This is a genomic window from Stecheria intestinalis, from assembly GCF_009696165.1.
Lineage (GTDB): Bacteria > Bacillota_I > Bacilli_A > Erysipelotrichales > Erysipelotrichaceae > Bulleidia > Bulleidia intestinalis.
On sequence record NZ_VUMN01000020.1, the window covers coordinates 27,240 to 54,025 of the forward strand.

24 protein-coding genes and 1 other RNA gene are annotated in these 26,786 nt (G+C 52.5%); 22 read left to right on the forward strand and 3 right to left on the reverse strand.

All coding sequences use genetic code 11. The features are described from left to right. The first annotated feature begins 2 nt into the window (after positions 1-2). Genes FYJ51_RS08690 through FYJ51_RS08715 form a run of 7 tightly spaced genes read left to right on the forward strand, consistent with a single transcriptional unit; the run spans position 3 to position 5,424 of the window. Positions 3-224, forward strand: a complete 222-nt coding sequence (locus tag FYJ51_RS08690; RefSeq protein ID WP_154505013.1) for a CooT family nickel-binding protein — start codon at positions 3-5, stop codon at positions 222-224. Beyond that, positions 217-1,008: an ATP-binding protein gene (locus tag FYJ51_RS08695; RefSeq protein WP_154505015.1), complete on the forward strand. Its 792-nt coding sequence runs from the start codon at positions 217-219 to the stop codon at positions 1,006-1,008. Before FYJ51_RS08690 ends, FYJ51_RS08695 begins: the two co-directional genes overlap by 8 nt. Further along, positions 1,005-2,195 carry a 2-hydroxyacyl-CoA dehydratase family protein gene (locus FYJ51_RS08700; protein WP_154505017.1) on the forward strand — a complete coding sequence of 397 codons (1,191 nt, stop codon included), beginning with the start codon at positions 1,005-1,007 and terminating at the stop codon, positions 2,193-2,195. The genes FYJ51_RS08695 and FYJ51_RS08700 overlap by 4 nt, the downstream gene beginning before the upstream one ends. Next, a complete protein-coding gene (locus FYJ51_RS08705; protein WP_154505019.1) occupies positions 2,195-3,742 on the forward strand; it encodes a 2-hydroxyacyl-CoA dehydratase family protein in 1,548 nt (515 codons plus the stop codon). Before FYJ51_RS08700 ends, FYJ51_RS08705 begins: the two co-directional genes overlap by 1 nt. 16 nt (positions 3,743-3,758) lie before the next feature. Further along, complete coding sequence (locus FYJ51_RS08710; protein WP_205946264.1) at positions 3,759-4,562, forward strand: acyl-CoA dehydratase activase; 804 nt, start codon at positions 3,759-3,761, stop codon at positions 4,560-4,562. Continuing rightward, positions 4,559-4,726, forward strand: a complete 168-nt coding sequence (locus FYJ51_RS13570; protein WP_135358208.1) for a hypothetical protein — start codon at positions 4,559-4,561, stop codon at positions 4,724-4,726. The genes FYJ51_RS08710 and FYJ51_RS13570 overlap by 4 nt, the downstream gene beginning before the upstream one ends. Then, entirely contained in the window at positions 4,726-5,424 is a 699-nt protein-coding gene (locus tag FYJ51_RS08715; RefSeq protein WP_154505022.1) for a carbon monoxide dehydrogenase, read from the forward strand. Before FYJ51_RS13570 ends, FYJ51_RS08715 begins: the two co-directional genes overlap by 1 nt. Before the next feature lie 162 nt (positions 5,425-5,586). On the opposite strand, the gene FYJ51_RS08720 is transcribed toward FYJ51_RS08715, so the two are convergent. Both FYJ51_RS08720 and recU read right to left on the reverse strand, forming a co-directional pair. Then, positions 5,587-8,337 carry a transglycosylase domain-containing protein gene (locus FYJ51_RS08720; protein WP_154505024.1) on the reverse strand — a complete coding sequence of 917 codons (2,751 nt, stop codon included), beginning with the start codon at positions 8,335-8,337 and terminating at the stop codon, positions 5,587-5,589. Then, a complete protein-coding gene (gene recU, locus FYJ51_RS08725; protein ID WP_154505026.1) occupies positions 8,334-8,915 on the reverse strand; it encodes a Holliday junction resolvase RecU in 582 nt (193 codons plus the stop codon). The genes FYJ51_RS08720 and recU overlap by 4 nt, the downstream gene beginning before the upstream one ends. A gap of 113 nt (positions 8,916-9,028) precedes the next feature. Here recU and FYJ51_RS08730 point away from each other — a divergent pair, with 113 nt between their 5' ends. From FYJ51_RS08730 to FYJ51_RS08800, 15 genes are all read left to right on the forward strand, one after another. Further along, positions 9,029-9,373 (forward strand): DivIVA domain-containing protein, encoded by a 345-nt coding sequence (locus FYJ51_RS08730; RefSeq protein ID WP_154505028.1) that lies wholly within the window; start codon positions 9,029-9,031, stop codon positions 9,371-9,373. Positions 9,374-9,378: 5 nt separating this feature from the next. Continuing rightward, an RNA gene (rnpB, locus tag FYJ51_RS08735) (RNase P RNA component class B) lies at positions 9,379-9,719 on the forward strand. A gap of 329 nt (positions 9,720-10,048) precedes the next feature. Beyond that, positions 10,049-10,642 carry a CDP-diacylglycerol--glycerol-3-phosphate 3-phosphatidyltransferase gene (pgsA, locus tag FYJ51_RS08740; protein WP_105304161.1) on the forward strand — a complete coding sequence of 198 codons (594 nt, stop codon included), beginning with the start codon at positions 10,049-10,051 and terminating at the stop codon, positions 10,640-10,642. A gap of 58 nt (positions 10,643-10,700) precedes the next feature. Next, a complete protein-coding gene (recA, locus tag FYJ51_RS08745; protein ID WP_105304160.1) occupies positions 10,701-11,759 on the forward strand; it encodes a recombinase RecA in 1,059 nt (352 codons plus the stop codon). Positions 11,760-11,916: 157 nt separating this feature from the next. Then, the gene (gene rny, locus FYJ51_RS08750) at positions 11,917-13,470 is read left to right on the forward strand and encodes a ribonuclease Y (protein WP_105304159.1); all 1,554 of its coding nucleotides are present in this window, start codon (positions 11,917-11,919) and stop codon (positions 13,468-13,470) included. 6 nt (positions 13,471-13,476) lie between these two features. Continuing rightward, positions 13,477-14,247: a TIGR00282 family metallophosphoesterase gene (locus FYJ51_RS08755; RefSeq protein ID WP_154505030.1), complete on the forward strand. Its 771-nt coding sequence runs from the start codon at positions 13,477-13,479 to the stop codon at positions 14,245-14,247. A gap of 216 nt (positions 14,248-14,463) precedes the next feature. After that, positions 14,464-14,640, forward strand: coding sequence for a 4Fe-4S binding protein (locus FYJ51_RS08760; RefSeq protein WP_105304157.1), 177 nt, complete (start codon positions 14,464-14,466; stop codon positions 14,638-14,640). Between the two features lie 107 nt (positions 14,641-14,747). Next, positions 14,748-16,169, forward strand: coding sequence for a tRNA (N6-isopentenyl adenosine(37)-C2)-methylthiotransferase MiaB (gene miaB / locus FYJ51_RS08765; RefSeq protein ID WP_105304924.1), 1,422 nt, complete (start codon positions 14,748-14,750; stop codon positions 16,167-16,169). 76 nt (positions 16,170-16,245) lie between these two features. Further along, positions 16,246-17,910 (forward strand): ribonuclease J, encoded by a 1,665-nt coding sequence (locus FYJ51_RS08770; protein WP_105304156.1) that lies wholly within the window; start codon positions 16,246-16,248, stop codon positions 17,908-17,910. A 26-nt stretch (positions 17,911-17,936) separates the two neighbouring features. Then, entirely contained in the window at positions 17,937-20,573 is a 2,637-nt protein-coding gene (locus FYJ51_RS08775; RefSeq protein ID WP_277085377.1) for a DNA translocase FtsK, read from the forward strand. Between the two features lie 198 nt (positions 20,574-20,771). Next, positions 20,772-22,550, forward strand: a complete 1,779-nt coding sequence (locus FYJ51_RS08780) for an oleate hydratase (protein WP_154505032.1) — start codon at positions 20,772-20,774, stop codon at positions 22,548-22,550. Positions 22,551-22,705: 155 nt separating this feature from the next. After that, on the forward strand, positions 22,706-22,912 hold the full coding sequence (locus FYJ51_RS08785) for a FeoB-associated Cys-rich membrane protein (protein ID WP_204378602.1): 207 nt from the start codon (positions 22,706-22,708) through the stop codon (positions 22,910-22,912). Between the two features lie 109 nt (positions 22,913-23,021). Further along, a complete protein-coding gene (locus FYJ51_RS08790; RefSeq protein ID WP_205946265.1) occupies positions 23,022-24,206 on the forward strand; it encodes a M16 family metallopeptidase in 1,185 nt (394 codons plus the stop codon). Further along, positions 24,193-25,479, forward strand: a complete 1,287-nt coding sequence (gene yfmH, locus FYJ51_RS08795) for an EF-P 5-aminopentanol modification-associated protein YfmH (RefSeq protein WP_154505036.1) — start codon at positions 24,193-24,195, stop codon at positions 25,477-25,479. The genes FYJ51_RS08790 and yfmH overlap by 14 nt, the downstream gene beginning before the upstream one ends. Positions 25,480-25,623: 144 nt before the next feature. Continuing rightward, entirely contained in the window at positions 25,624-25,944 is a 321-nt protein-coding gene (locus tag FYJ51_RS08800; protein ID WP_105304151.1) for a single-stranded DNA-binding protein, read from the forward strand. A gap of 93 nt (positions 25,945-26,037) precedes the next feature. Here the strand turns inward: FYJ51_RS08800 and FYJ51_RS08805 are convergent. After that, positions 26,038-26,786, reverse strand: a 749-nt coding sequence (locus FYJ51_RS08805) for a transposase (protein WP_154505038.1), incomplete at its 5' end; no start/stop codon positions are given.

A 26,786-nucleotide genomic window follows, 5' to 3' on the forward strand; every position in this document is an offset into this window, starting at 1 on the left:
CTATGTGCCTTTCCACGGTATATCGGAATGCGCGTCTTCCCGAAAACATTGTCATGAAGAATGTGATGCGCATGGAAGTGCGGGGCGGGAAACTGATTTTTACGGATCTCATGGATCGGAAGCTGGCGGTGGATGGAGTGCTGGATTCCTGTGACTTATCAGACAGCTGGATTCTGATCCGTACCAAAGCAGAGGATGCTGAGGGGGAAAAGAAGAATGGCTGAGAAAAAACCGATCATCATCGCATTATGCGGCAAGGGCGGGGTCGGGAAAACGTCCCTGTCGGCATTGATTGTGCGGATTCTGTGCGAAAAGAAACCGGATGCGAAGATTCTGGCGATTGATGCAGATCCGGCGGTTGGTCTAGCCAGTGCCCTTGGAGTAGAGGTTTCTTCCACGGTGGATGATATCCGTACGGCTTTTATCGAGTCGGTAGAAGAAGGAGCAGAGGAGACTGCTCTGGAAATGCTCGGGGATGCGAAGTTTGAGATGATGCAGGCGCTGGTGGAACGGAAGGATCTTTCTTTTCTGGCAATTGGCAGGCCGGAATCGGCAGGGTGCTATTGCAAGGTGAATGCGTATCTCAAGGAAATCATCAGTATGATCGCGGATCATTTCGATTATGTGGTGATTGACGGAGAGGCTGGCATTGAGCAGGTCAACCGGAGAGTCATGGAAAAAGTGACTCATCTGATTCTGGTATCGGATGCGTCGAAAAAAGGACTGAAGGTTGTAAAGACGATCCATGAGGTTGCACAGAAACTTGTGATGTATGAATCCGATGGCCTGATCATCAACCGGATTCCGGACCTTTCCCTGCGTGAGGAAATTGATGCGGGGGATCTGAGGGTTCTGGCAATGATTCCGGATGATCATCAGATGTCGGCAAATGACATGCGCGGCAATACGGTATTCGAGCTGCCGGATACCGCCCCGATCTATCAGGGAGCTGAAGAAGCACTATATCAAATCGGGATTCTCAGGAAGGAGGGGGAACGGAATCCATGAAAGATCTGAAATATCTGTATTATTTTGAGAATCTCCTGGACAACGCAGAGAATGAACTGGTGAAGAAAGCCGAAGAGGAGGGCAGAAAGTGCATCGGAACGGTGTGCTATCAGACGCCTGAGGTGCTGATGGAGCTTCCTGGTTTATTCCCGGTTCGTCTCAGGGCACCGCGCACGGGTTCTCTGGAGATGGGAACGTATTATCTGACCAGTTTCCTGTGCGAGTATTCCCGAGCGCTGCTGGAGCGGGCAATCGAGGGAGGCTATCAGTTTCTGGACTGCCTGATTGCACCGGATGGCTGCACGATGATCAATCGCTGTGTCGAGAACATGGAGCTTCTTAAGATCAATGAGAAAGAGGACTTCTTCTACAAGTATCTTGAGGTTCCGATGAAAGACGATGACAATGCCCTGACGATGTACACCGGACAGTGCCGCACCAAGATGCTTGATGCATTCCGGGATCACTTCGGGATTGATACGAGCGATGATGCTCTGCGGAAGGCAGTCGCAGATTATAATCGGGTCTGCGATGTGATCAATGCCATCGGAGAATTCCGCAAGGAAGAGAATCCGAGAATCACGGGCTATGAGTTCCATATTATCTGCATGGCTACTTATGTGTGCCCGAAGGATCTGATTCTGGGATATCTGGAAGAGACCCTGGAAGAAATCAGAAACCGGGTTCCGGATGAGAAGAACCATTTCCGGGCAAGGGTTGAAGTAGTCGGATCTGAAATTGATGATGTGGACATGATCAAGCTGATCGAAGACAGCGGAGCGCTCGTGGTAGCAGATCGGTTCTGCTATGGCTCGCTGCCGGGGAGACATCGGATTGATCTGAAAGAAGGAGAAGATGTCTTGACGCAGATCTGCGCGCACTACATGCATGACAGCGTATGTCCGCGGCAGATGAATCTGGAAAAGATCAATCGCCGCAAGGCATATGTCAAGGAAATTGCGGATGACTACCATGCCGATGGAATCATCTTCGAGCAGATGAAGTTCTGCGATCCGTGGGCTTATGAACGCATGACAGGTTCCTATATTCTGAGAGAAGAATACGGATACCCGGTTCTGACGATCGATCGTCCTTATGCGGTGGGCAATTCAGGACAGATCCGCACGAGAGTGCAGGCATTTGTTGAAAGCATGGAGATCAAGAAGATCCAGGGAGGGCGCAGATAATGGGCGCAAAGCTTGGCAGCGAAAAACTGGGCAGTCTCTATTCTGGCGGCGAGGTCAGAAAGAGAAGGGAATGGAGAGGGGTAAAGGATACCCTGTATGACTATTCCTGCTGGCTGAAGACGATGGGCGTTCTGACGAAGTTCATGACGCATCCCGATAATATCAAGGGGTTTCTGCGCTATCGGTGGATGAGCAACTATCTGGCGGTTCCGATGATGATCGACCGCCATACCGCCGGGCTGCGCGGAACGCATCTGAAAATTGCGCATACGGAATATGACCTGATCGCAATGGATGCGGCTTCGTTCCTGACGACGCTGTTTCGGGCGGACAAGAACTGCGGCAATGATCAGGAGCTTTCCAAGAAGATTGTCATTCTGGATGAAAATGCGATGCAGACGATCATGGCTGGTTTTCCGAATCTGAAGATTGCCAGCTGGGAGCTTGCCAGTGTCTATATCGGCGGATTGCTCAGAGGCGAGGGAGTTACCCATTATCTGGACGTGATTCAGGAGATGGGAATGCCAGGTGATGTGTGCCCGATGCCGGCCGCCGAGTCCGGCGTGGTCATCGATGATGACATGCCGGTTTATGGTGCCTGTGCGGTTCAGTGCAATACGACCTGCGATGGGTCTCTGATGGGAAATGGCATTCAGGCAAGAAGGTTTGCAGAAAACGGGATTCCGGTTTTCCAGATTGCTGCCCCGCTGCGCCACACGGAAGACGGCGTACAGGAGTATGCGGCCCAGGAGATCCGCAATGCGATCAAGTTCATTGAAGACAATACCGGTGAAAAATGGGACTGGGATGCCTACTGGACTAATATCAGACGCTTCAATGAAGAAACCAGGCACCGGGTCGGCTGGATGGAAATGAGCCGGACAGACTATCCGCAGGTAATCGGTGCAAATCTTGCGCTGTATGCAGAGACGACTTATATGGCTGTTTCCGGAAGAGTCCAGGCCTTTGTGGATGCAGATCGCAAGATCACGAAGCTTGCCGAGAAGGCATTCCGGAAGAAAGAGAAAGTCTGCAAGGAATACCGTCATCGGGCAATTGTCTGGGGCGTGCAGGCACAGTATTATACAGACTTCCTGCCATGGCTGCAGAACTGCTGGGGCATTCTTCCGCTTGTGGATATGCTTTCTTTGGTCTATCTGGATCAGCTTTCTGAAAATGACAAGGAACAGATGCCGTATGACCTGGCTCGTCTTTATGAAGAGATGGTCATGCGCAACCATACCCATGGCGGCTATGAAGTGCTTCTGGATGATCTCTGGAGATACTGCAGGTATTTCAATGCAGATATGGTGATTCTCTGGGAGCACATCTCCTGCAAGGCGCTGGATGGCATGCATGGCATGTTTGAAGAGCGGGCAAGAGAAAATGGAGTCCGGCTGGTCTGGGTCAACCATGACCTCATGGATCCGCGGGTAGTGCCTCGCCAGAGTCTGAGAGATGATGTCAACCGGTATATGCGCACAGTGATGCGGGAAGAACCGGTGGACCCGTCTCTGGAAATCATTGATGACGGAAAGTCATGGTAAGAAGGGGGAAGCAATTGTGAAATATTATGGCGGATGTGATTCCGGCAGCACTTATACGAAGTGCGTCATCCTGGATGAAAACGGAAAGATGGTTTCTGATGTGACCCTGCGCAGCCGGATCAATTCCGTGCTGAGTGCGCAGGATGCCCTGGATCAGGCAATTGCCAGAGTACCAGAGCTTCACAGTGCCAAGGATCTTGCATATCTGGTCGGAACTGGCTACGGACGCAATAAAGTTCCGTTTGCCGACGAGAATATCTCTGAGATTTCCTGCCATGCCATGGGAGTGCATGTGGCAGATCCGAGCGTGCGGGCCATCATCGATATCGGCGGACAGGACGTCAAGGGCATTGCGGTAGACCGGGATGGAACGGTACTGAACTTTGCGATGAATGACAAATGCGCAGCTGGAACCGGCAGATTCTTCGAAGCGATGGCCAGAGCGTTTGAAATGGATCTCAGCGAATTCTCGAAGTTGTCTCTGAATGCAAAGAATGTCATTCCGATTACGGCTCAGTGCACGGTTTTTGCGGAATCAGAAGTCATCTCCCTGGTCGGAGAAGGAAAACCGATGGATGAAATCGCTGCAGGCATTGAGAATTCTGTTGCCAAGAGATGCTTTGTCATGGCCAAGAAAGCAGGTGCCTCAGATCGCATTACCCTGACTGGGGGATGTGCCAAGAATGAAGGCCTTAAGCAGGCAATTGAGAAAGTGCTGCGCATCAAGGTCATCGATCTGCCGATCGATCCTCAGCTGATGGGAGCCCTTGGAGCAGCTGAATTTGCACGCCAGAAAGGAAGAGCTGGTGCAAGAGCATGAAGACGATCGGAAAAGTGCTGCGCATTCTCGCAATCGTGACGGGTGTGTTCTTCCTCGTGACGTTTATCGTCTACTTTGAAAACCTGGATATGAAGGCTGCCAGCAAGGTCATGCCGCTGCTGCAGAAGCACTATGACAGCCGTCCGCGCACCAGGAAGCTGTGATGGAATTATACCAGTCATGCATTGATCAGATTGATGCGCTTCTGAAAAGCGTCCGATTGAAGGAACTTGAGGTTCCTGATGTTTCCTGGAAGGAAGCTGGCCGGAACCAGATCATCTTTCAGGAAGACACTGCCTATGAGCTGGGCGGAGGAAATCATCCCTCCGTCGGCCTGATCGTCTATGCGGACGCTTCTGACATCCCGGATGACCAGGTGTTTCTGGCCGGCAAGGATCTCAATGAACTTCATTCTGATTGTTCCTATGCCCGGATCGCGATGATCGGGCTGAAAGAAGAACAATGCGGAGAGGGGCAGACCCTGTATCAGAATCTGAGGAAGATTGATTACAGCCGCTACCGCATCAATCCGGAAGGATTCATGATGCAGATTTCGGCCAGAAAGCAGCGGGAACAGGTACGCATCAGCACTCATGCACTGCGCGAAGGACTTTCGTTTGCACCGATCGGAAAGATGTTTCTGAACGCTTATCATCAGGTTCCATGCGTCGCATCTGTCCGCATGATCTTCATCACCGATCCGTCGTTTTGCTATGCTTCGCTGCAGAAGACTGCTGCCCAGGCAGATGGCATTACCAGAGCTCTGGATCATCTGACCGGCACGATGCCGACTGACTGCTCTTCATGCGGACTTCAGAAAATCTGCACAGAAGTGCAGGAAATGATCCGAAGAGACTTCTGAGAACCAGTCAGCCGCCCGGGAAACCGGACGGCTTTCTGCATCTCCTGCAAATACTCACAAAGCTCTATCCAAGCGCCAGAAGAAAGCTCCGCCATTGCGTGTGCATGCAATGGCGGAGCTCTTTCAGGTATTTCTTGATTCTGTTGGTCCAGACGCTAGTGCTCAGTTGTGCTGTTTTTCCTGCCAGTAATAGGAGAAGAAATCATAAGGCCAGAAGTCTCCGCCGGCACCGTTGCTGGTATTCTCATTGCTGTTCTGATTGCTGCCCGAAGAATTCTGATTATCTTCCTGGTTTTCACTGTCGGAACTGCTGTTGTTCTGATTGCCGGAATCCTGGGCAGGGGCAGCGGCTGGTGTTGCGTCAGGTTCTGGTTCTTCTTTCGGAGTATGGAAGGTAACACATACTTCATTGGAAGAACCATCTGAAGACTCATAGCCATAATAGCCGCAGGCTTCGGTATCCGTATCCGGTGCCAGACTCAGATCTGAAGCAGTGGTATCCTCGGTTTCGCTTGTGATCTCACCGACCACAGCACCATTCTGGCTGATCCTTGCTTTATAGCGGATCGGTCCATAAACCCAGCTCCAGTCGAACAGTCTTGTTCCGGCTGCGGCGACCAGGACATTGCCATCTGCATCATACAGGCTGATATCCATCGTGGAATCTGCGACCTGCAGCTTGTCCGGATCCGGATAAGCGGCCCAGGTCAGATGCACGCTGCCATCATCCTGAAGCTCTGCCTGGAAGGAATCCAGATTATCCACGCTGTCTGCAGCTTGCGGATCTGCAAGCGTCGCATATTCGCTCTTGATCTTGCCGGTCGTGATCAGAGCAGGGTCCATGCCGTCGACCGGGGAGGCATATGGGAAGGTTCCGAGAATATGCGTGATCGTGGAGATGCCATCTGGCTGAGCAAGTTCTGCTGGCTGTGAATCGCCGGTTGCTGCATCAAGGATCAGAGAGCAGATATTGCCCGGAATGTTCAGCTGAGACTTTGCCGTATCAATATACGTCCCCGCATCCTTGACACCTTTCTCATAGCCGATCCAGGTCACGATCGTGTACTGGGTGGTATCGCATACCATCCACTTATCTTTCATTGCGCCTTCCGGAATGTTGTACTGAAGACCTTCAGAGCCCCAGTCTGTCGTTCCGGTCTTGCCATACGTTGCATAGCTGCGCTCGAGAATCTGCAGATAGTTGTAGACCCCGCCATGAATCGCCGTATACATCAGCTGAGCCGCAAGATAAGAAGCCTGCGGAGAAAGCACATTCGTCGCGGTATACTCCGGCACTGCCGGATCTGTATTTCCGGAGCGGTACTCAATCTTCGTGATCGTATGCGGCTTGATGTAGTTGCCGCCATTCATCAGGATCGCATGTGCCGCTGCCAGTTCTTCTGGCGAACAGGTGAAGTTGGAACCGCCGATCGCAAATCCGAGATCGAAGTTATCTGCACTCACCTGGGAGAATCCGAGCGAAGTGATGTAATTGGTTACTGTATCATAGCCGACTTTATCAATGACCTCCTGAAGTGCCTGGATCGCAGGCGTATTCAGCGAAGCCGCAATTGCATAGTCCAGCGTGACCTGACCATGGTAGACCCCGTTGGCATTGCGGATCACGAGATTCGTGCCGGTATAGGAAATCGGCTTATCTGTCACGACATGGCTCGTTGCCCAGCCTAGATACTCAAAGGCCAGGGCATAATCCAGAAATGGCTTGACCGAAGAACCAGGCTGCTTGTACTGATCGGTTGCATGGTTCAGCAGCATCGATCCGCCTCTGCCGTAGTTTCTGCCACCGGCAATCGCAATCACTTCGCCAGTCTGGTTGTTCTCGCAGATTGCGCCCATCTCCATCAGATCATCCGGGAACTGCACTTCCTCGCGATTGCCGGCCTGGATATCATCCATGACCGTCTGCACGGTCGGATCCATGCACGTGTAGATCTCCATGGCGCTATTCAGAGGATCCTGACCCGTCAGCTGCTCTGCTTCCTTGATGACCGTATCGATGTATGCCTGGTATGCATACGTGCTGCCAGTACTGGTTGTGCTCGGATCTATGAGGGTATCCTCGACTTTGACCATGCAGGCAAGCTTGTATTCCTGCTCGGTGATGTAGCCATGACGCTTCATCAGGTAGAGTACGGTATTTCTTCGGCTTGTTGCATAATCAAGAAAGTTATGCGGATCATAGTAGTAGGGACTGTTGATGACGCCAGCCAGCATCGCTGCTTCGGCCAGATTCAGCTCGCCTGCATGCTTGCCGTAATAATACTGAGAAGCCTTCTCGATGCCGCGGATATTGCCGGTTCCGCCGAAGTTCATCTTGTTCAGATACATCTCGAAGATCTGCTTCTTGTCGGCCTGCTGCTCCAGCTCCTTGGCTAAGGCAATCTGCTGGATCTTATAGGATATCGACTGATCATTCGTCTGCCCGGTCTCATCATTCGTGAAGTAGGTCAGCTTGACCAGCTGCATCGTGAAGGTGGAACCTCCCTGCAAGCCCCCGGAACCCGTGAGCTTGCTGCGGACGTTCTCGATCGCTGCCTTCGTGAACCGCGGCAGGTCGAACCCGTCATGCACGAAATACCGGGAATCTTCCACGGATACGAACGCATCGATCAGAGATTCTGAAATCTCGTTATACGTCACGTTCTCACGCAGCTGCGTGCCGACGTCCGCGATGAGATTTCCATCTTTGTCATAGATGTGGCTCGACTCCTGGGAAAAGAAGTCATCTACTGAAAGCTGCGGCTTATCTGCCAGCATCGAATTGACCAGATGCAGACCGAATATTGCCGTGATGATCTCTGCAATCACGAGGATCAGCAGGATCATCGTCCAGATATTCAGCGCATTCAGCTTTCTGCGATGCTTTGAAGAACTGCTGCGGGATCTGCTCATACACTCTCCTTGAAGTACAGCCGGTCGACGATCTTCAGATAGTCTACCGGCTTGACATAGTTATACGGAATCAGGTATCCGTTCTGCTGGAACCAGGCATACGGAATCGAACTTCTGCCACAGGTGCGGATATAGTCCGACATCTTCTGCGCAATGACATAATACGTTTCTCCATACGCCGTGAAGCGCACAATCACGAAGGCAATTCCCCCATGTCTTGTCACTGCATCCAGATGCTTCACCTGATGAGCATGAATCGACTTGATCGGGAACGACGTCTTCGACTGGCAGTCTTTCGCTTCGAAGTCCAGATACTTTGCCTTGTAGATGCCGTTATAATCGGTGGTGCTTGGAATCTTGAAGTAGGCTTCTGTGATCTTCGCGGCACTGCGCTGCGGATAGTCCACATGCACGATCGTCACCGGTGTCGGCTTCTTATGGATGACGGCAAGGTCCTGCTGCAGATAGTACTGATTGGTCTGGTTGATCTCTGCTTCCAGCTCCATGCCCCGATGCGCAGCAGACTCTCTTGCCTGCACCGAAGCAGCAGCTTTTCTTCCATCGGGATAGTTAACCATCAGCGACCTCACACGACATAAAAAGTATTATACCTTTCCGTCAATCAATAAGGAAGCGTGCTTGATTCCGGGAAATGACTCTGCCATAATAAGACCGCAGGGAGCGTAGGAAAATGTCGGAAAAGTTGAATCTGGATATTCAGACAATTCTTGACAAGCAGTTTGATATTGACTTCAAGGGCTATAGTGCCGCTGAAGTGGATTCATTCCTGGATATGGTCATCGAGGACTATCAGTCTTTCCAGCAGCAGGAAGAAGAACTGAACGCCAAGATTGCTGAACTGGAACGCACCAACGCATCACTCCGTGCAAAGCTGATTGAAGAGGAAGGCAGGACCAAGGCGCTCGAGGCCAATCCGACCCCGGCCAGCCAGGGCGCTGCCAACGTCGATATCCTGAAACGTCTGTCAAGACTCGAAGAGCAGGTCTTCAAACAGAATCAGAGCAAGCAGCAGTGAATTTCACATCCGGGCAGCCGCTGGCACAAGCCAGAGGAAAGTCCATGCTCGCACCGCCTGTGATGGCGGTAGTGATTGTGCTGGTCCAATCAATAAGGCCAGGCAGCCTATGGCTGACGGCGGAACCGATCCTAAAGGCTCGTCCCATGGTGAGGTTCCATAAAGCGTCACAGTGACGAAGCCGGCGGGAAACCGACCGGGTGGAACGCGATAAGCCCCGCAAGCGAGAAATCCAAATTTGGTAGGAGAACTCCCCGAAGCAAAACGAAGCCAGAAGGGAGGAGCCGCAAGGCTCAGATAAATGGCTGCCATCCGGGCGACCGGAGACAGAACATGGCTTACAGAGTGTGAAATTCCAGAGAGGAGAGCAATCTCCTCTTTTTCTATCCGGATATGATATGACATGGCATCAAAACTGATTTCTGAAACAGCCGAAGTTATGAAACAGCCGTGCTCCAGAGGTTCCAGGAAAGATTCGGAAGCTTCCATAAAGAAGGATGATCTGCAGAGGCTTCCCAGAATCCTGATTCCTGTATCATTCCCATTCTGCGCAGAATGCTTCATAGAATGCACCATATGACGTGAAACCGTAAAAAATCCGTGCATAAATCATTCCGATCTGAAAAACTATCTGCTTGTGCTATACTCATTAGGTAGTGAAAAAGGAGAAATTGCATGAATCTTCCCAATAGACTGACAATATTCCGCATCATTCTCATTCCGATCGTGGTTCTGGTCTATCTGTTTCCATATGCCCAGTTCGGCATTGAACCAGGCGTGCTGACCATCGGCGGAGTTGATCTTTCCATCATCAACCTCATCTGCCTAATCATCTACCTTGTTGCGGCCATCACCGATTACTTTGACGGCCAGATTGCAAGAAAACGCAACATGCAGACGACGTTCGGCAAATTCGCCGACCCGATCGCCGACAAGATGCTGACGACGACCATGTTTCTGATGTTCTCGTCCAGAGGGCTGATTCCGGTTGTCCCGGTCATCATCATGGTCTGCCGTGATATCGTCGTCGATGGCTGCCGCATGATCGCCGCTTCCAACGGCAAGGTTGTCGCTGCCCAGATGCTCGGCAAGCTGAAGACGGTCCTGCAGATGGTTTCCATCGCTCTTGTTCTGCTCAACAACCTGCCGTTTGAGATCTGGGGCCTTCCGGTCACCGATATCATGATCTGGTTCAGCGCATTTGTGAGCTTTGCCAGCGGGGTCAGCTATTTCAGCCAGCTCAAGGGCGATATCATGGAGTCCATCTGATCCATTGCGGGGAATCGGAAGTTTTCCTGCTATGAAATAAGCACAAGGAGAAAAATACATGACTGCAAGCAAAGAAAAGCCCGCAGCAGATTCCAAGAAGGATCAGCTGCTGCAGGATGCCCTCAAGGCAATTGAAAAAGAATACGGAAAAGGCTCGATCATGCGCTTAGGCGATCGCGCCGATGTATCCGTCGATGCCATTCCTTCCGGCAGCCTCGCTCTGGATGCCGCCCTCGGCATCGGCGGCTATCCGAAAGGACGCATCATCGAAATCTACGGTCCGGAATCTTCTGGCAAGACCACCCTGGCGCTGCATGCCATTGCCGAATGCCAGAAAGAAGGCGGACGCTGTGCCTTCATCGATGCTGAAAATGCCATCGATCCGCTCTATGCGAAGAAACTCGGCGTCGATATCGATGAGCTGATTCTATCCCAGCCGGATTCCGGCGAACAGGCATTGGAAATCACCGAAGTTCTGATCAAGTCCGGTGCGATCGACCTGGTCGTCATCGACTCGGTCGCAGCCCTGGTTCCGCAGGCCGAACTCGACGGCGAGATGAGCGACAGCTCCGTCGGTCTGCAGGCCCGCCTGATGTCCAAAGCCATGCGCAAGCTGGCCGGCGTCATGAACCGTTCCAACTGCACAGCCATCTTCATCAACCAGCTGCGTGAGAAAGTCGGCATCATGTTCGGCAATCCGGAGACCACTCCGGGCGGCAGAGCTCTGAAGTTCTATGCTTCGGTCCGCCTCGATGTCCGCAGATCCGAAACGCTCAAGAACGGCGGCGAAGCGATCGGCAACGTCGTCAAGATCAAAGTCGTCAAGAACAAGGTGGCACCGCCATTCAAGACTGCGGTCGTCAACATGATCTTCGGCGAGGGCATCTCCCATGTTGATGAAGTCATCAACCTTGCGGTGGAGCAGGACATCATCGAGAAGTCCGGTGCCTGGTTCTCCTATAAGGGCGAGAAGATCGGCCAGGGCTTCGCAGCGGTGCGGGACTATCTGAAAGCTCATCCGGAAGTCGATGCGGAAATCACGGCCGCCGTGAAGGAAAAACTATTTCCGAAACCGGAGCAGGCTGCGGAAGAAGCACCCGCAGAAAAAGCAGAATAATCCAGGTGAAACAGTATTTCTGAGACAGGAGATACTGTTTTCTTAATGGGGTACTTGCCAGAACGGACGGATACTTCAGCCTTGTGAAAGCCCTGCCATTCAGTATATAATCAGCGTTGAGAGAAATTCTCAGATTACAGTGAAAATGGAGGAAAGCATGAATACATTTTTAATCTCCATAATTGCCGTAGTTGCTGGTGTTGTGATCGGAATCGTCATCATGAAGATTTCGAACAAGGCAGGCCTCGATCAGGCTGTTGCCAAGTCCAAGTCCATTCTCGAAGAAGCTAATGCAAAAGCAGAGACCACTGTCCGTCAGGCAGAGATCGAAGGCAAGCAGCAGATCTTTGAGATGAAACAGCAGGCAGAAAAGGAACTGAAGAGCCAGAAAGACAAGGTTCAGCAGACCGAAAACAAACTGCTCCGCCGCGAAGACAATCTGAACTTCCGTGAAGAGAATCTGAATGCCAAGGAAAAGAAACTGGATGAGAAAAACAGACAGGCAGATGACAAACTAGCAAACCTCAGCAAGATGGAAGAAGACCTGCAGGCCAAGATTGACCAGCAGATCTCAGTTCTGGAAAGAGCTGCAAACCTGAGCGTCGAAGACGCCAAGAAAGAACTGATGGACGCAGTTGCCAAGAAGAGCGAGAAAGACGTTGCTGCATATCTGCATGAGCAGGATGAACTTGCTCAGGAAAAAGCAGCAGACAATGCCCGCAACATCATCGCTACTGCAATTCAGCGCTATTCGCAAGAAGAAGTCATCGACCGGACCGTATCCGTCGTGACCCTTCCGAATGAAGACATGAAAGGCCGCATTATCGGCAGAGAAGGCCGCAACATCAAGGCGATCGAGCAGGCAACTGGCGTCGATCTGATCATCGACGACACGCCGGATGCCATCACGGTATCCTGCTTCGACCCGATCCGCCGCGAGATTGCCCGCCAGTCCCTCGAGATCCTGATGAAGGACGGCCGCATTCAGCCGGGCCGCATCGAGGAAGTCGTTGCCAAGGTGACGAAGGAACTTGATGAGACGATCATGAAGATTGGCGATGAAGCCGTCTTCAAGCTCGGCATCAACCGCCTCAACCGCGAACTGACGAAACTCGTCGGCAAGCTCCGCTACCGCTACAGCTACGGCCAGAACGTGCTCGAGCATTCCATGGAAGTCGCAACATTTGCCGGCATCATGGCTGCTGAGCTCGGTCTGAACCAGCAGCTGGCAAAGCGGGCTGGACTGCTCCATGACATCGGCAAAGCCATCGACTTCGAGCAGGAAGGCTCCCATGTTGAACTGGGTGCCAAGGCTGCCAGGAAGTACGGTGAGAATGCCATTGTCGTCAATGCCATCGAATCTCATCATGGCGATAAGCCTGCCGATGATATCATTGCCGTCCTCGTCGCTGCTGCGGATACGCTCAGTGCCGCCAGACCTGGGGCCCGCTATGAATCGATGGAGAACTACATCCAGCGTCTTGAACAGCTGGAGAAGATCGCTTCCAGCTATGATGGCGTCAAGACGGCTTTTGCGATTCAGGCAGGGCGTGAGCTGCGCGTCATGGTAGAACCGGCGAAAGTCAATGATGAGCGCATGGTCAAGATCGCTCATGATATCAAAGACCGGATTGAGAATGAGCTGACTTATCCGGGTCAGATCAAAGTCACGGTAATCCGTGAAGTCCGTGCTCAGGAAATTGCACAGTAAGCAGTTATGAATATTCTGTTTCTCGGAGATGTGACAGGCAGAAGCGGAAGAGAAGCAGTGCTGAAACGGCTGCCGTCTCTGAAGCAGGAAGTCCAGGCTGACTTCACGGTTGTCAACGGCGAAAACAGTGCCCATGGCAAAGGAATCACCAGCCGGATCTGCCATTCTCTGACTGCTGCAGGCGCAGATGTCATCACGCTCGGCAATCACGCATTTTCGAAAAACGAGATTCTGCTTCATATGGAGGAATGCCCGGACCTGATCCGTCCGGCCAATCTGGAACCGCTCGATCGGGGTTCTGCTGTCACGGTGAGAACCGTGAAGGGCAAACGCCTTGCCGTCGTGAACCTGCTTGGCAGCGTGTTCATGGACTGTGCGACCGAAAGCCCGATCACAGTCATGGACCGCATTCTGAAGAATCTGTCTGCAGACATCATCTTCGTCGACCTGCATGCGGAAGCTACCAGCGAGAAAGAACTGTTCTTCTATGTGTTCCATGATCGCCTGACTGCCGTCATCGGCACGCACACGCATGTGCAGACTGCGGATGAGCAGATTCTGGACGGCTGCGCTTATCTGAGCGATGCCGGCATGTGCGGATCCTATCACAGCATCCTCGGCCGCGATGTCAATGAAGTCATAGCTCGCTCGGTACATCAGGAAGCCACGCGCTACACGCCTTCCGAAGAGCCGGCCATGATCTGCGGCGTACTCATCACGATCGATGAAAGCACCAATCGTGCAATTGCAATCAGAAGAATCBAGGAACGCCCTTAAGGGCGTTTTCTGTTTGGAAAAGAGGGTTGCTTCCCGGAAGGGGATCAATTACAATAGTTCATGAGTTAGAAACAACTAATTCATATCTTCTGTTTCCGAAGACCGATGAAACTTCTTTCCATTCTGCGGGGCTTGGTTTTCCCGAAATGTTTTCGTAATTGGTTCCTAAGCTAACAATCCGATGATATAATGCTTCTACAGGAGGTTAATCAGAACATGCCAGTTACAGTAGATAAGGATGTATGCATCGGCTGCGGCGCCTGCACAGGTGTCTGCCCGGTAACCGCTCTTTCTCTTGATGAGAATGGCAAGTCTCAGTGCGATGAGGCTACCTGCATCGACTGCCATACCTGCATCGGGACCTGCCCGGTAGGTGCAATCTCTGAGAAGTAAGCATCAGAAACAGAAAAGCCGGTCCGCCGGCTTTTTCTAAGAGGAAGCAGGAAGGAACGTACTTTCTGCTTTTTCTAATGGCGTGTTCAAGTTATAATGAATCGGCAATGAATAAACAGGAATATATCCTGCCTGATCACAAGGCAGAAGGAAGACGCAGCAATCCGGCCGGAAGATCGGTTTTTGAACTGAAATCCGAACAGAAGAATCTCGGAAACGGGAAGACTTATTTCATCCGTACCTACGGATGCCAGGCAAATGTCAGAGACGGGGAAACCCTGAGCGGCATGCTTGAGGAGATGGGCTTTCAGCCGGCCGAAGGCTATGAAGACGCAGACCTCACGATTTTCAATACGTGTGCCGTCCGCCACGCCGCCGAAGAACATGTGCTCGGCGAGATCGGCAGTCTCCGTCCGTTCAAGGAAGCACACCCGGACAAGATCTTCGCCCTCTGCGGCTGCATGGCCCAGGAAGAAGGCATCGTGAAAGACCTGATCCGGAAATATCCGCAGGTGGATCTCGTCTTCGGAACGCATAACATCGCAAGATTCCCGGATCTTCTCGAAGAGGCGATGAACGGGAAGAGGACCATTGAGGTTACGAGCAATGAAGGCTCCGTCATCGAGAATCTGCCAGTGCACCGCTCGCATCCATGGAAGGGCTTTGTCAACATCATGTACGGCTGCAACAAGTTCTGCACGTACTGCATCGTCCCTTATACCCGCGGCCGGGAGCGCAGCCGCCTCGAGTCGTACATCATCGAGGAAACCAGGCAGCTGAAGGAACGCGGCGGGAAAGAAGTCACGCTGCTCGGCCAGAATGTCAATGCCTACGGAAAAGATCTCGGCATGGAAGATGGCTTCACGCATCTATTGCGTAAGGTCAGCGAGACCGGCATCGACCGGATCCGCTTCTATTCGAGCCACCCGCGCGACTATTCGGTGACGACGATCGATGCGATGCGCGACTGCCCGAATATCATGCCGGCTCTTCATCTGCCGGTGCAGAGCGGTTGTGACGAGATTCTGAAGCGCATGAACCGCGGCTACACGGCAGAGCATTTCCGGAAACTCTTCGATGACATGAAAGCACGGATTCCGGATCTCACGTTCACGACGGACCTGATCGTCGGCTTCCCGGGCGAAACCGATGAACAGTTCCAGGAGACGCTGGACCTTGTCGACTATTGTCATTTCGACAGTGCGTTCACGTTCGTCTACAGTCCAAGAGAAGGCACTCCGGCAGCCGCCATGGAAGACAATGTCCCGCTTTCCGTGAAGAAGGAACGCCTGCAGATTCTGAATGAGCGGATCGGAAAATACGCCAGAGAGAATAACGAAGCAGCTGTCGGGAAGACTCTGAAGGTGCTGTGCGACGGCCCTTCGAAGAAAAATGAGAACGTGCTCTGCGGCTACAGCGAAGAAAACCGTCTGGTCAACTTCACCGGAAACGGAATCCAGGCAGGCGAGATCTGCGACGTGAAGATCACGGAAGCACGCAGCTTCAGCCTGTATGGCGAGGCACTCTGAAATCACGCATTGAGCCAGCCGGGAATTTCCGCGTATAATAAAGCAGAGAGAATCATAGTCAGGAGGATCATTAATTATGAGTAAAGTACGTATTTTTGCCCTCGGAGGTCTTGACGAAGACGGCAAGAACATGTATGTCGTTGAAAACAACGACGATATTTTCGTGATTGAATGCGGGCTGAGATACCCGAATGATGAGAATCTGGGAGTCGAGATGATCATCCCGGATTTCAATTATCTCGTGAAGAATCAGAAGCGGATCAAGGGCATCTTCATCACCCATGGCCATGATGATGTGATGGGTGCTCTGCCGGATCTGTGCAAGCAGGTAAAGGCCCCGATCTACATGGCACCGCTGACTGCCCGCATGTTCGAGCGCATGGCCCGCAGAGAAGGCATCAAGGATGTTCAGGTCCACCGGGTCCGCCGCAATTCGACATTCAAGATCGGCAGCACCGAAATCCGCACCTTCGGAACCACGCAGTCCATCGCTGACGGATTCGGCGTGGCGATCCGCACGGAAGACGGCTATGTCGTCTATACCTCTGAATTCATCGTGGACTACGATGTGAAGAACGATGCCTTCAAGTTCGACATGATGGATGTCACGGAACTGGGCCAGAAGGGTATTCTTGCCCTGATGGCAGAATCCGTCGGCTCCACCAGAGAAGGCCACAGCAGCCCGCATCATCGGATCACGAATCTGATCGAGCCGTATTTCGAAGATGCCAAGGGCAGAATCATCGTCACGACCTACAGCCAGAACCTGTACCGGGTCATCGAAGTCATCGAGATGGCCTACAAGTTCAACCGCAAGATCATGATCTATGATGATGAACTGCGCAATCTGATGAAGGATATGGCGGCTCTGGACTACTACCGCATTCCGGCCGGCCTCGATATCGCTCCGCAGAACTTCTCCAACGACATGGACAATGTCGTGATCATCTGCGGCGGCACCGGCAGCACGATCTTCCGCAAGGTTCATAAGATCGCCAGCCGTGAAGACGAACTTGTCCAGCTGCGCCCGACCGATACCGTCATCATCGCTTCTCCTGCCGTTCCAGGCACGGAGCGCGAGGAATCCTCGATGGAAGACGATCTCTACAAGGAGACTGCCAATGTGCATGCGATTGATTCCAAGCGCACGTATTCCATGCATGCGTCCATCGAAGATCTGAAGATGATGATCTATCTGCTCAACCCGCAGTATTACATTCCGGTCAAAGGCGAATACCGCCAGCTCATCTCCAATGCGAATATCGCGCTGGATATGGGCTACCCGGCCAACAACATCATCGTGCTCGGCAACGGCCAGGCGGCAACGATCGAGAACGGTCAGCTCAGCAAGCGCTTCGATGAAGTCGAAAGCGCTGACGTGCTCGTCGATGGCACCGAGAATCTCGATGCCAGCGGCATGGTGCTGAAAGATCGCGAGACGCTCAGCACCGACGGTGCGATCATCGTCGGCGTCGTCGTCAATCACACCACGAAGGAAATCATCGGCGGTCCGGATGTGCAGAGCCGCGGCGTCATCTACCTGAAAGATGCTGATTACATCATCAAGGAGATCGGGAATATCATGGAAAGCGTGATCAATCAGGCAGCCAAGGACGGAACTTATGACAATCTGGAGTGCCGTGCTGCAGCCCGCGAGAAGATCGCCCGCTATGTCATGAAGGAAACCGGCAAGAAGCCGATGATCCTGCCGGCGATCGTGGAGATCAACACCAAGGACTGACAGTCATCTGATCAAGGGGGATTAACGTGTCATCAAATAAGAAGAAATCCGGAAAGAAGACAGTTAAATCAGCCAGCAGACGCAAGACAAAAGCCGAAGAAGCGAAAGATCAGGAACTCAAAGAATGGATTGAAATCGTCCTGCTCGGAGCGATTGCCATCATTGCCTACATGCAGATGGGCGTGGTCGGCGTCTTTCTGAGCAGGCTTTGCCGTTTTCTGTTCGGCCGGTTCTATTTCATCATGATGGGGGTGGTCGTCGTGCAGATTCTGATCACGATGATCAACCGCCGCAGCGGCAATACCTCCAGCCGCAATCCGGCTGCGGTGCTGCTGATCGTATGCGCACTGCTTTTATGGTGTTCATATGCGGACACAGAAGCAGACCTGCGCGGTTTTGAGATTCTGAAGCAGTATGCCCTGAACGTGCAGTCGTTCTTTTCGAGCGATCCGGCGATTGAAGCCGGAGGCGGCATCTTCGGTGCACTGCTGCTAAGCATCACGACACTGCTTGTCGATCGGTCCGGAACCGTTCTGATCATCGTCGTGCTGTTTATCATCGCAGCGCTGCTGCTTGTGAATCTGGAAGTATACAAGCAGGCATTCGCAACGATTGCCGACTATTTCAGGACTCCTCAGGATGACGGAAACAATGAAGAAGAACCGGAAGACGAAGAAGAGGAGAGAGAACCCATCGAAGCTCCTTCCGAACCCCGTCCTGCTTCGCTAAGCTCTTCTCAGCCATCCGTGAAGATGCTGTCAGCAGATCCTGCCGAAGAACCGGAAGAGCCAGTCCGGGAACCGGTCCGCCCGATTCAGGAAAAAGAACCCGAGCCGGAACCGGATCCCTATACGCTGCCATTCCAGAATCTGAGAAACCAGCAGCCGGAGCCTTCCGCGTTCGGTATCCGTGCCGATGAAGGCGAACCGGAAGATCATCCGGAACCGCAGGAAGAAGAAACACCTCGTTCCATCTTCATGACCGTCGATGAGCTCGTCGATCATCAGGAACAGCCGGAAGAAGAAAAACCAGAAGAACCGGTCACTGAGCCGGAGCCTGTGCCAGAACCTGAACCTGAACCCGACCCTGAGCCGGAACCGGTTCCTGCAGAAATTCCGGAAGCCTCCCCGGCCGTCCGCCATCCGGAAGATCCGGACGTGCAGGTGCCGGAGACCCCGGAAGGTTCGAAGCCGAAGAAGCCGTACCGGCTGCCGAAGCTGAGTCTTCTCGATCCGATTCCGCCGAGACCCAAAGATGATCCGAATGTCGAAGCAGCCCGCGAGAAAGGCGAGCTTCTGATCCAGGTGCTGCGCAACTTCGATATTGAAGCAAGGCTCATGGATACCCATATCGGACCTGCCGTCACGAAATTCGAAGTCCGTCCGGAAGCCAATGTCAAAGTATCCCGGATTCTGAATCTGACGGAAGACCTGAAGATGCAGCTGGCCGTCCGCGATATCCGCATCGAAGCACCGATCCCTGGCCATAATGCCGTCGGCGTCGAGATTCCGAACGTCACCGCGACCCCGGTCAAGATGAAAGAGCTGATTCAGAAGATTCCGGAAAAGGAACAGAGCCAGCCGCTCGTCTTCATTCTCGGCAAGGACCTGCTCGGAAACTGCGTCACCTGCCGCCTCGACAAGATGCCGCATCTCCTGATTGCGGGTGCTACCGGTTCCGGAAAATCTGTATGCATGAATGCAATCATCACGTCCTTCCTGTTAAGGACGAAGCCGGATGAAGTCAAGCTGCTGCTTGTCGACCCGAAGAAAGTTGAATTCACTCCATACCAGAAAGTACCGCACCTGATCGGTCCGGTCATCAATGATCCGATGAAGGCAAATAACGCCCTCAAGGTCATCGTCCGGATCATGGACGAACGCTATGACATGTTCTCGAAAGCAGGCGTACGCAACATCCAGGGTTTCAATACGATGGTCGAAAACAGCCCGGCTCCGGAAGACGGATCTCCGAAACCGAAGAAAATGCCGTATATCGTCGTCATCATCGATGAGATGGCCGACCTTATGGCGGTGGCAGGCAAGGAAGTCGAGACCTCGATCCAGCGTATCACGCAGCTGGCCCGGGCTGCCGGCATCCATCTGATCATCGCGACCCAGCGCCCGTCTACTGATGTCATCACCGGCATCATCAAGGCCAATATTCCGAGCCGTATCGCCTTTGCGGTCTCCTCGGGGATTGATTCGCGCACGATTCTGGACCATGTCGGCGCAGAACGTCTGCTCGGCAACGGCGACATGCTGTACATGCCGATCGGCGCTGCCAATGCAACGCGTGTTCAGGGGGTCTTCGTCACCGATGACGAAGTCCGCCGCATCACCGAATATGTCTCTTCGGAAGCAGTGCCGATGTATGACGACGCCTTCGTCCTGCTCGATCAGGTTGATGGCGAAGGAGAGAGCTTCACCGGCAAGCCAGGCGAAGATGCAGATCCGCTCTATGAAGAAGTCAAAGATTACGTCATCGATGTTCAGAAAGCTTCGACCTCGCTTCTGCAGCGGCGCTTCGGCATTGGCTACAACCGGGCTGCCCGCATGATCGATCTCCTGGAGGCAAAGGGCATTATCGGTCCTGCCCAGGGATCCAAGCCAAGAGAAGTATTCATCAAGAAAGACAATCAGACCTCTCACGATAACGACTGAGAAACACGTGCGGCTGAAAGCACTTCAGCCGCTTTTTCTTTTTCCGGTGATCTGACAGATCGGCCGGTCTGTCAGAAAAACAGACAGAAAACGGTTTGCGTAAATTGACCGGTGGTCGAAAAAATCTATGATGAAACTATCCGAAGTACTCCAGTGATGCAAAGGGGTACGGATCAAATTCAGGAGGAAAAACAGAATATGTATTATTCCAGCGGAAACTATGAAGCATTTGCAGTACCGGATAAGCCGGAAGGAATCGAGCAGAAGCACGCTTACATCGTCGGCACCGGTCTGGGCGGCCTTTCCGCGGCCTGCTTCCTGGTCAGAGATGCGCAGATGCCAGGCGAGAACATCACGCTCTTCGAGCATCTCCCGATTGCCGGAGGCTCCTGCGATGGCTTCTATGACAAGCAGCGCGGCTTCATCATGCGCGGCGGCAGAGAGATGGACAACCACTTCGAATGCATGTGGGATCTGTTCCGTTCCATTCCGTCTATTGACAATCCGGGTGAAACGATTTTCTCTGAATACTACCGTCTCAACAAGCAGGATCCGAACTATTCGCTCTGCAGGGTTACCGAAAAGCAGGGTCAGGATGCCCATACCGACAAGAAATACGGCATGAACCCGAAAGCAGAGAAAGAACTGCTCCATCTGTTCATGATGACGGATGAAGAACTGGCTGACAAGACGATTGATGACGTCTTCGATGAAGACTTCTACAAGACGAATTTCTGGATCTACTGGCAGACGATGTTTGCCTTCGAGAAATGGCACAGTGCTCTTGAGATGAAGCTGTATCTGCAGCGCTACATCCATCATATCGATGGTCTGCCGGATCTCTCTGCGCTGAGATTCACACGCTACAACCAGTATGAATCCATGATCAAGCCGATGGTGAAATACCTCACTGACCACGGCGTGAAGATCGAATACGACACGACTGTCACCGACATCCGCGTCAACTGCACCCCGGAGAAGAAGGTTGCTCAGAAGATCGTCTATACGCAGGGCGGCGAAGAGAAGACCATCAGTCTCACGGAGAATGATCTCGTCTTCGTGACCAACGGCTGCCAGGGCGACAACTCTGCCTACGGAGACCAGAACCACGCTCCGGTCGTCACCTGCAGGAATGGCGAAGGGCCTTCGATCGAGCTCTGGAAGAAGCTCGCTGCTCAGGACAAGGCGTTCGGCAACCCGGATAAGTTCTTCCCGTCCATCCAGGAGACCAGCTGGGAATCCTGGACCGTCGATACCGCTGATCCCCGCATCCTTGAAGCCATCGAGAAGATCTGCCACCGCGATCCGCTCTCCGGCAAAGTCGTCACCGGCGGCATCGTCACTGCCAAGGACTCTTCCTGGCTGATCAGCTGGACCATCAACCGCCAGGGCCAGTTCGTCGAGCAGCCGAAAGACCATTGCCTGATCTGGGTTTATGGACTGAACTGCTGGAAGGAAGAAGGAGATTACATCAAGAAGCCGATGTACAAGTGCACGGGCATGGAACTCTGCGCAGAGTGGCTGTATCACATCGGCATCCCGGAACATGACATCATGGATCTGGCAGCCAATTCCTGCAATACGACGCCATGCATGATGCCGTATGTCACTTCCTTCTTTGAGCCGCGCAGATACGGAGACCGTCCGCTGGTCGTGCCGGAGGGCAGCGTGAACCTGGCCTTCCTCGGTCAGTTTGCAGAGACCCCGCGTGATACGGTGTTCACGACGGAGTACTCCATCCGCACCGGTATGGAAGCTGTCTACACGCTCTGCCACGTCGATCGCGGCGTTCCGGAAGTCTGGGGATCCGTATATGACATCCGGGACCTTGTCAGGGCATCCGTCATTCTCGGCGACGGAAAGAAGCTGACCGACCGTCCGATGGATTTCAAGGAGAAGATGGTCGTTGATAAGCTCCTGAAGAAGATCCATGGCACGGAGATCGAGAAATTCCTGAAGAAATACGGTGCAATCTGAGCTGCGGCTGTTCCTGGTCTGTCTGCCTTTCCGGCAGGCAGGCCTTTTTTCGCCCTGCAGAGACAGATCGTTGATTCTGTTGAAAATAGTTAGTGCAATCTAATTGACTTTCGGACTTCCTTCGGTCATAGTAGGGGCAGATGGAGGTGAAATCCATGAATCTGAGTACATTCCTGGTGCTGGCTGTCGTGGTCGCACTGGTGATCGCTGATATCCGCTATATCCGCAGAAAAGGAGGCTTCATCAAGTGCGCCGGCGACTGCGGCACGTGCGGCGGAAGCTGCCACTGGAGCAAGGACCTGCAGAAGGCAAAGCGGGACATTGAGCGCGAGAAGCAGCACGAACTCCGCAAATCCCTCTGAATGGCTATAATAAGAGACTGTGGAGGTCTCTTTTTTTATGCAGACATTCAGACTTTCAGAAAACTGCAGCTTGCATATCCACCCGACAGAGAAATTCAAGGATGTGACCATGAACCTTGATTTCTTCCTGCCGCTTGAAAGCACGATGCGTCCGGCACATTTTCTGCTTTCGTTCCTGCTTGCTGAAGTATGCGATACCTCCCGCACGAAACTGGAAACGCAGAAGCGCCTTGATGATCTCTATGGTGCTTCCTTATCCGTGACTTCAGATCCGCGCGGCAATCTTGACTTGCTCGAATTCTCCTGCAGCACTGCGGATTCCCATTATGTTTCTGATTCCCTGCTTTACAGGCAGATGGAAGTGCTGAGGGATTATGCCTGCAGGCCGTATCTTGAAAACGGATTATTTGAATCGCATCTCTTTGAGGAATGCGTTCAGAAAGCCATCACTGCCGTCCGCATGACCCTCGATGACCCTTCAGCTGCAGCTGTCGAGGAAGCCTCTCTCCGATATGGCGGTGCCATGAAGAAGCGATGCCTTCCCTCAGAAAGCGAACTTTGCTGCGTGACAAATGAAGCATGCACCGCTGCCTGGAAAGAACTGATTGATCAGGCGGAGATCCATCTCTTCGTGCTCGGCAACGTCGATGCCGATGAATGCCTGGAAGCAGCCCGCTCCCTTTTTTCCTTTTCTGACCGGAATACGATGGTATCGCTTCAGGCAGACCCTGAGACAAGACCATATTCGGAAACGATCCTGAAGAAGCCGATCAGCCAGTCATTCCTCGTTCAGCTCTATGAAGACGGACTACGCTATCAGGATCCGCTGATGCCTGCCTTCATGCTGGGCAACGGCATTCTCGGAGCACTTCCGACTTCGCTCTTATTCCAGGAAGTGCGGGAAGCCCGCAGCCTCTGCTACAGCATCGGTTCCGAGAATCTGATCTATGACGGAATGCTGAGAATCACCGCCGGCATGAACCGCAGGGATCTTCTTGAAGCAGGAACCCTGATTGCTCAGCAGATCAGCAGGATGCAGAAAGGGGAGTTTTCTGATGATCAGCTGGAAACTGCCCGCTCGATGTATATCAATTCCTGGCGCGGTTCCATGGACCATGGCCCGAGCCTGATCTGGGATGACTGCCGCAGCGTGCTGCTTCATACGGAAGACTCCATTCCCCGCATGATCCATCGCTTTGAGACCGTGACCAGAGAAGATATCATGAACGCCTATGCCGGCCTGAAACTGGCCGAAGTTCTGATTCTGGAGGAAGACGCAGATGATCCGTCATGAAGAAACGAAATTCCAGGAAGTCTGGTATGAGGAGACCATGGCAGACGGTCTGCATGTGATCCTGTTCCATAAACCCCTGTTCACGACTACTTCCTGCCTGCTGGCAGCCCCATACGGAAGTCTGGACTGCCGGGAAGAAACCGAAGACGGCACTATTCTGAACTTCCCGTCAGGCACTGCTCACTTTCTGGAACATAAGCTGTTTGAAAGCGATCATGGCGATGTCATGGCAGACTTTTCCAGGCTCGGCGCCAACGTGAACGCCTATACGTCCTATGAAGAGACAGTTTACTACTTCACTACTCCGGATCCCGATATTGAAAAACCTTTATCGCTGCTGCTCGACTTCGTGCAGAACTTTGCGGTGACCGAAGCATCCGTCCAGAAAGAGAAGGGAATCATCCAGCAGGAGCGCAGCATGTATCTGCAGGATGGCGATTCCAGGCTGTTCCTCGAGACGATGCGCTCGATGTACCAGTATCATCCCCTGAGGGAAGATATCGTCGGAACGGAAGCCTCCATTCAGGCGATGACCCTCGCTGATCTCGAACAGGCCTATCGGCTGAACTACCATCCTTCCCGCATGAATCTGATCCTCGTGACGCCATGCGATCCCGAAGCAGTCATGGACCTGATCCGCAAGAACCAGGCATCCAGGACCTTCAGCGCGCCGGTCTTCCTGAAACGGGCTCTCCAGAAAGAACCGGAAACCGTATTCCGCGCCCGCAGCGAAACCGCGATGGACCTCAGCGATTCCCGTATCATGAAAGGCTTCCGCCTGAATCCGGACATCGCAGATGACCGCCTCAGGCTGGAAACGGAATGGGCCCTCAAGATGAAGATGGACGCCTGGTTCTCTCCCCAGCACGCTGCCTATCAGACCTGGATCGATGAGAAGAAGATCACTCCGTATTTCAGCTATGACTCCGAGATCAGCCGCGATCAGGCTATGATCCTCTTCAGCGATGAAGGCCTCGATCCCGATGCATTCTCAGACTTCATCACGAAGCAGCTTGAAGATTGTCTTCAGGCAGAGCTTCCGGAAGAATCTCTCTCCGAGATGAAGAAACGCACGCTTGGCGCCTTCCTGCATCTCTTCGACAGCCCGCTCGACTTAGCAATCAGCGTTCTGCATGGCGAGATGAACCGTGTCTCTCTGTTTGAAGAATTCAGACTTGTGGAAACCATGACCCCGGAGAGATGCCAGGGTCTGACGCAGAAGATCGACCTCTCCAGATCCGTTCTCACGATTCTGAAGCCCCTGCACAGATAAGCATTCCATGAAACCCAAGGGCAGGTACGATATATCGTATCTGCCTTTTCTGGCCATGAGATCTCTGATTCCGTGATTTGCCATCCGTTTCTGAATCCCGGATAATGCCGATGCCTGAGGTTCAGAAAGCGAGGAAAAAGAACAATGAATTCAATCACGATCGTAGGCAGAATCAAGGAACAGCCCGTCATTACCACCACGGCCAAAGGAAACCCGATCAGCTGGCTGCTGATCGAAGCCGACCGCAACTTCCATAATGATGACGGCTCCGTCAGCCAGGACATCTTCAACGTCATGCTGTGGAAAGGAATTGCAGAAGAAGTATCAGCTGCCTGCAAGCCTGGCAATCTCGTCGCTGTACGCGGAAGACTCAGCGGCGACGCCGTCGAGCGCAATGAGAAGACGTTCTACAATCTCAGCGTCATCGCTGAGAAAGTGGAAATCCTGACCCGCGCAAAGCACTGAGATTATTGCAGCCAGAATCCGAAGAACACCGGTACTGAAAAGGGATCGGTGTTTTTCTTTAAAAGCCGTATTTGCACAAGGGGGCTGAGGATCTTACAAATCTGGCTTACTCTTGCGATACAGCTCTCTGTAGCGAAGTGTTTTCGGGTTTTCAAAACTCAAATTCAGCAGCCGGTCTAATTTCTCATAAAGATCGTGCGGAGCATTGAAGCTGAATGCAAATAGGTTCAGATAACCAGGAAGTTCATCTCTTCTAAAGCCGCTGTGTGCTCTTAAAAACTTCTGCAGCCTATTATGAACCTGGTTGATGGGATTCATCGGATTCTTATTGTCGGGCAAACCTTTCATTTTCTTAGAATCATACTGGATATTTTTCAGTTCCAGCTTCCTGACAAGCATGTTATGGCATGGATCTTCATCAGTGATCAATCTTGATCCTTGCTTGATATGATCCTTTAAAGCTTCATATACTTGTCTGCCGGCTGGCTCGCCCAAGCCAATGTACTTTACAAACACGGTTTTACCATCTGTGATTGTCGCAATGCACATCTGATTAATAGAATGGCCGCGCAGCTTCTGGTAATTTTCTTTGCGAATGATATCTTCGCTGCGAACTGGAATAAATGTCTCATCGCAATAAACATCGCCTTCAAGCAGGATAGAATCCTGAATTTCTTCCAGCAGAAGACACGTCTTTGCAAACCAGTATTTTGCCGTAGTAAAAGCATTTTTGTTGTTCCAGGAGTCCGCGCTTAAGCTGAGATATTGGAGCAGATTACGCCAGTATTCTATCCATTCGGTAATAGAAATCTTGTGACTGTCGAAGATAGTTCCTGTAATGA

Bases quoted from the DNA above. Each gene is read 5' to 3' on its own strand.
- FYJ51_RS08690 (WP_154505013.1), top strand. From the start codon at position 3: ATGTGCCTTTCCACGGTATATCGGAATGCGCGTCTTCCCGAAAACATT.
- FYJ51_RS08695 (WP_154505015.1), top strand. From the start codon at position 217: ATGGCTGAGAAAAAACCGATCATCATCGCATTATGCGGCAAGGGCGGG.
- FYJ51_RS08700 (WP_154505017.1), top strand. From the start codon at position 1,005: ATGAAAGATCTGAAATATCTGTATTATTTTGAGAATCTCCTGGACAAC.
- FYJ51_RS08705 (WP_154505019.1), top strand. From the start codon at position 2,195: ATGGGCGCAAAGCTTGGCAGCGAAAAACTGGGCAGTCTCTATTCTGGC.
- FYJ51_RS13570 (WP_135358208.1), top strand. From the start codon at position 4,559: ATGAAGACGATCGGAAAAGTGCTGCGCATTCTCGCAATCGTGACGGGT.
- FYJ51_RS08715 (WP_154505022.1), top strand. From the start codon at position 4,726: ATGGAATTATACCAGTCATGCATTGATCAGATTGATGCGCTTCTGAAA.
- FYJ51_RS08720 (WP_154505024.1), bottom strand. From the start codon at position 8,337: ATGAGCAGATCCCGCAGCAGTTCTTCAAAGCATCGCAGAAAGCTGAAT.
- recU (WP_154505026.1), bottom strand. From the start codon at position 8,915: ATGGTTAACTATCCCGATGGAAGAAAAGCTGCTGCTTCGGTGCAGGCA.
- FYJ51_RS08730 (WP_154505028.1), top strand. From the start codon at position 9,029: ATGTCGGAAAAGTTGAATCTGGATATTCAGACAATTCTTGACAAGCAG.
- pgsA (WP_105304161.1), top strand. From the start codon at position 10,049: ATGAATCTTCCCAATAGACTGACAATATTCCGCATCATTCTCATTCCG.
- recA (WP_105304160.1), top strand. From the start codon at position 10,701: ATGACTGCAAGCAAAGAAAAGCCCGCAGCAGATTCCAAGAAGGATCAG.
- rny (WP_105304159.1), top strand. From the start codon at position 11,917: ATGAATACATTTTTAATCTCCATAATTGCCGTAGTTGCTGGTGTTGTG.
- FYJ51_RS08760 (WP_105304157.1), top strand. From the start codon at position 14,464: ATGCCAGTTACAGTAGATAAGGATGTATGCATCGGCTGCGGCGCCTGC.
- miaB (WP_105304924.1), top strand. From the start codon at position 14,748: ATGAATAAACAGGAATATATCCTGCCTGATCACAAGGCAGAAGGAAGA.
- FYJ51_RS08770 (WP_105304156.1), top strand. From the start codon at position 16,246: ATGAGTAAAGTACGTATTTTTGCCCTCGGAGGTCTTGACGAAGACGGC.
- FYJ51_RS08780 (WP_154505032.1), top strand. From the start codon at position 20,772: ATGTATTATTCCAGCGGAAACTATGAAGCATTTGCAGTACCGGATAAG.
- FYJ51_RS08785 (WP_204378602.1), top strand. From the start codon at position 22,706: ATGAATCTGAGTACATTCCTGGTGCTGGCTGTCGTGGTCGCACTGGTG.
- FYJ51_RS08790 (WP_205946265.1), top strand. From the start codon at position 23,022: ATGAACCTTGATTTCTTCCTGCCGCTTGAAAGCACGATGCGTCCGGCA.
- yfmH (WP_154505036.1), top strand. From the start codon at position 24,193: ATGATCCGTCATGAAGAAACGAAATTCCAGGAAGTCTGGTATGAGGAG.
- FYJ51_RS08800 (WP_105304151.1), top strand. From the start codon at position 25,624: ATGAATTCAATCACGATCGTAGGCAGAATCAAGGAACAGCCCGTCATT.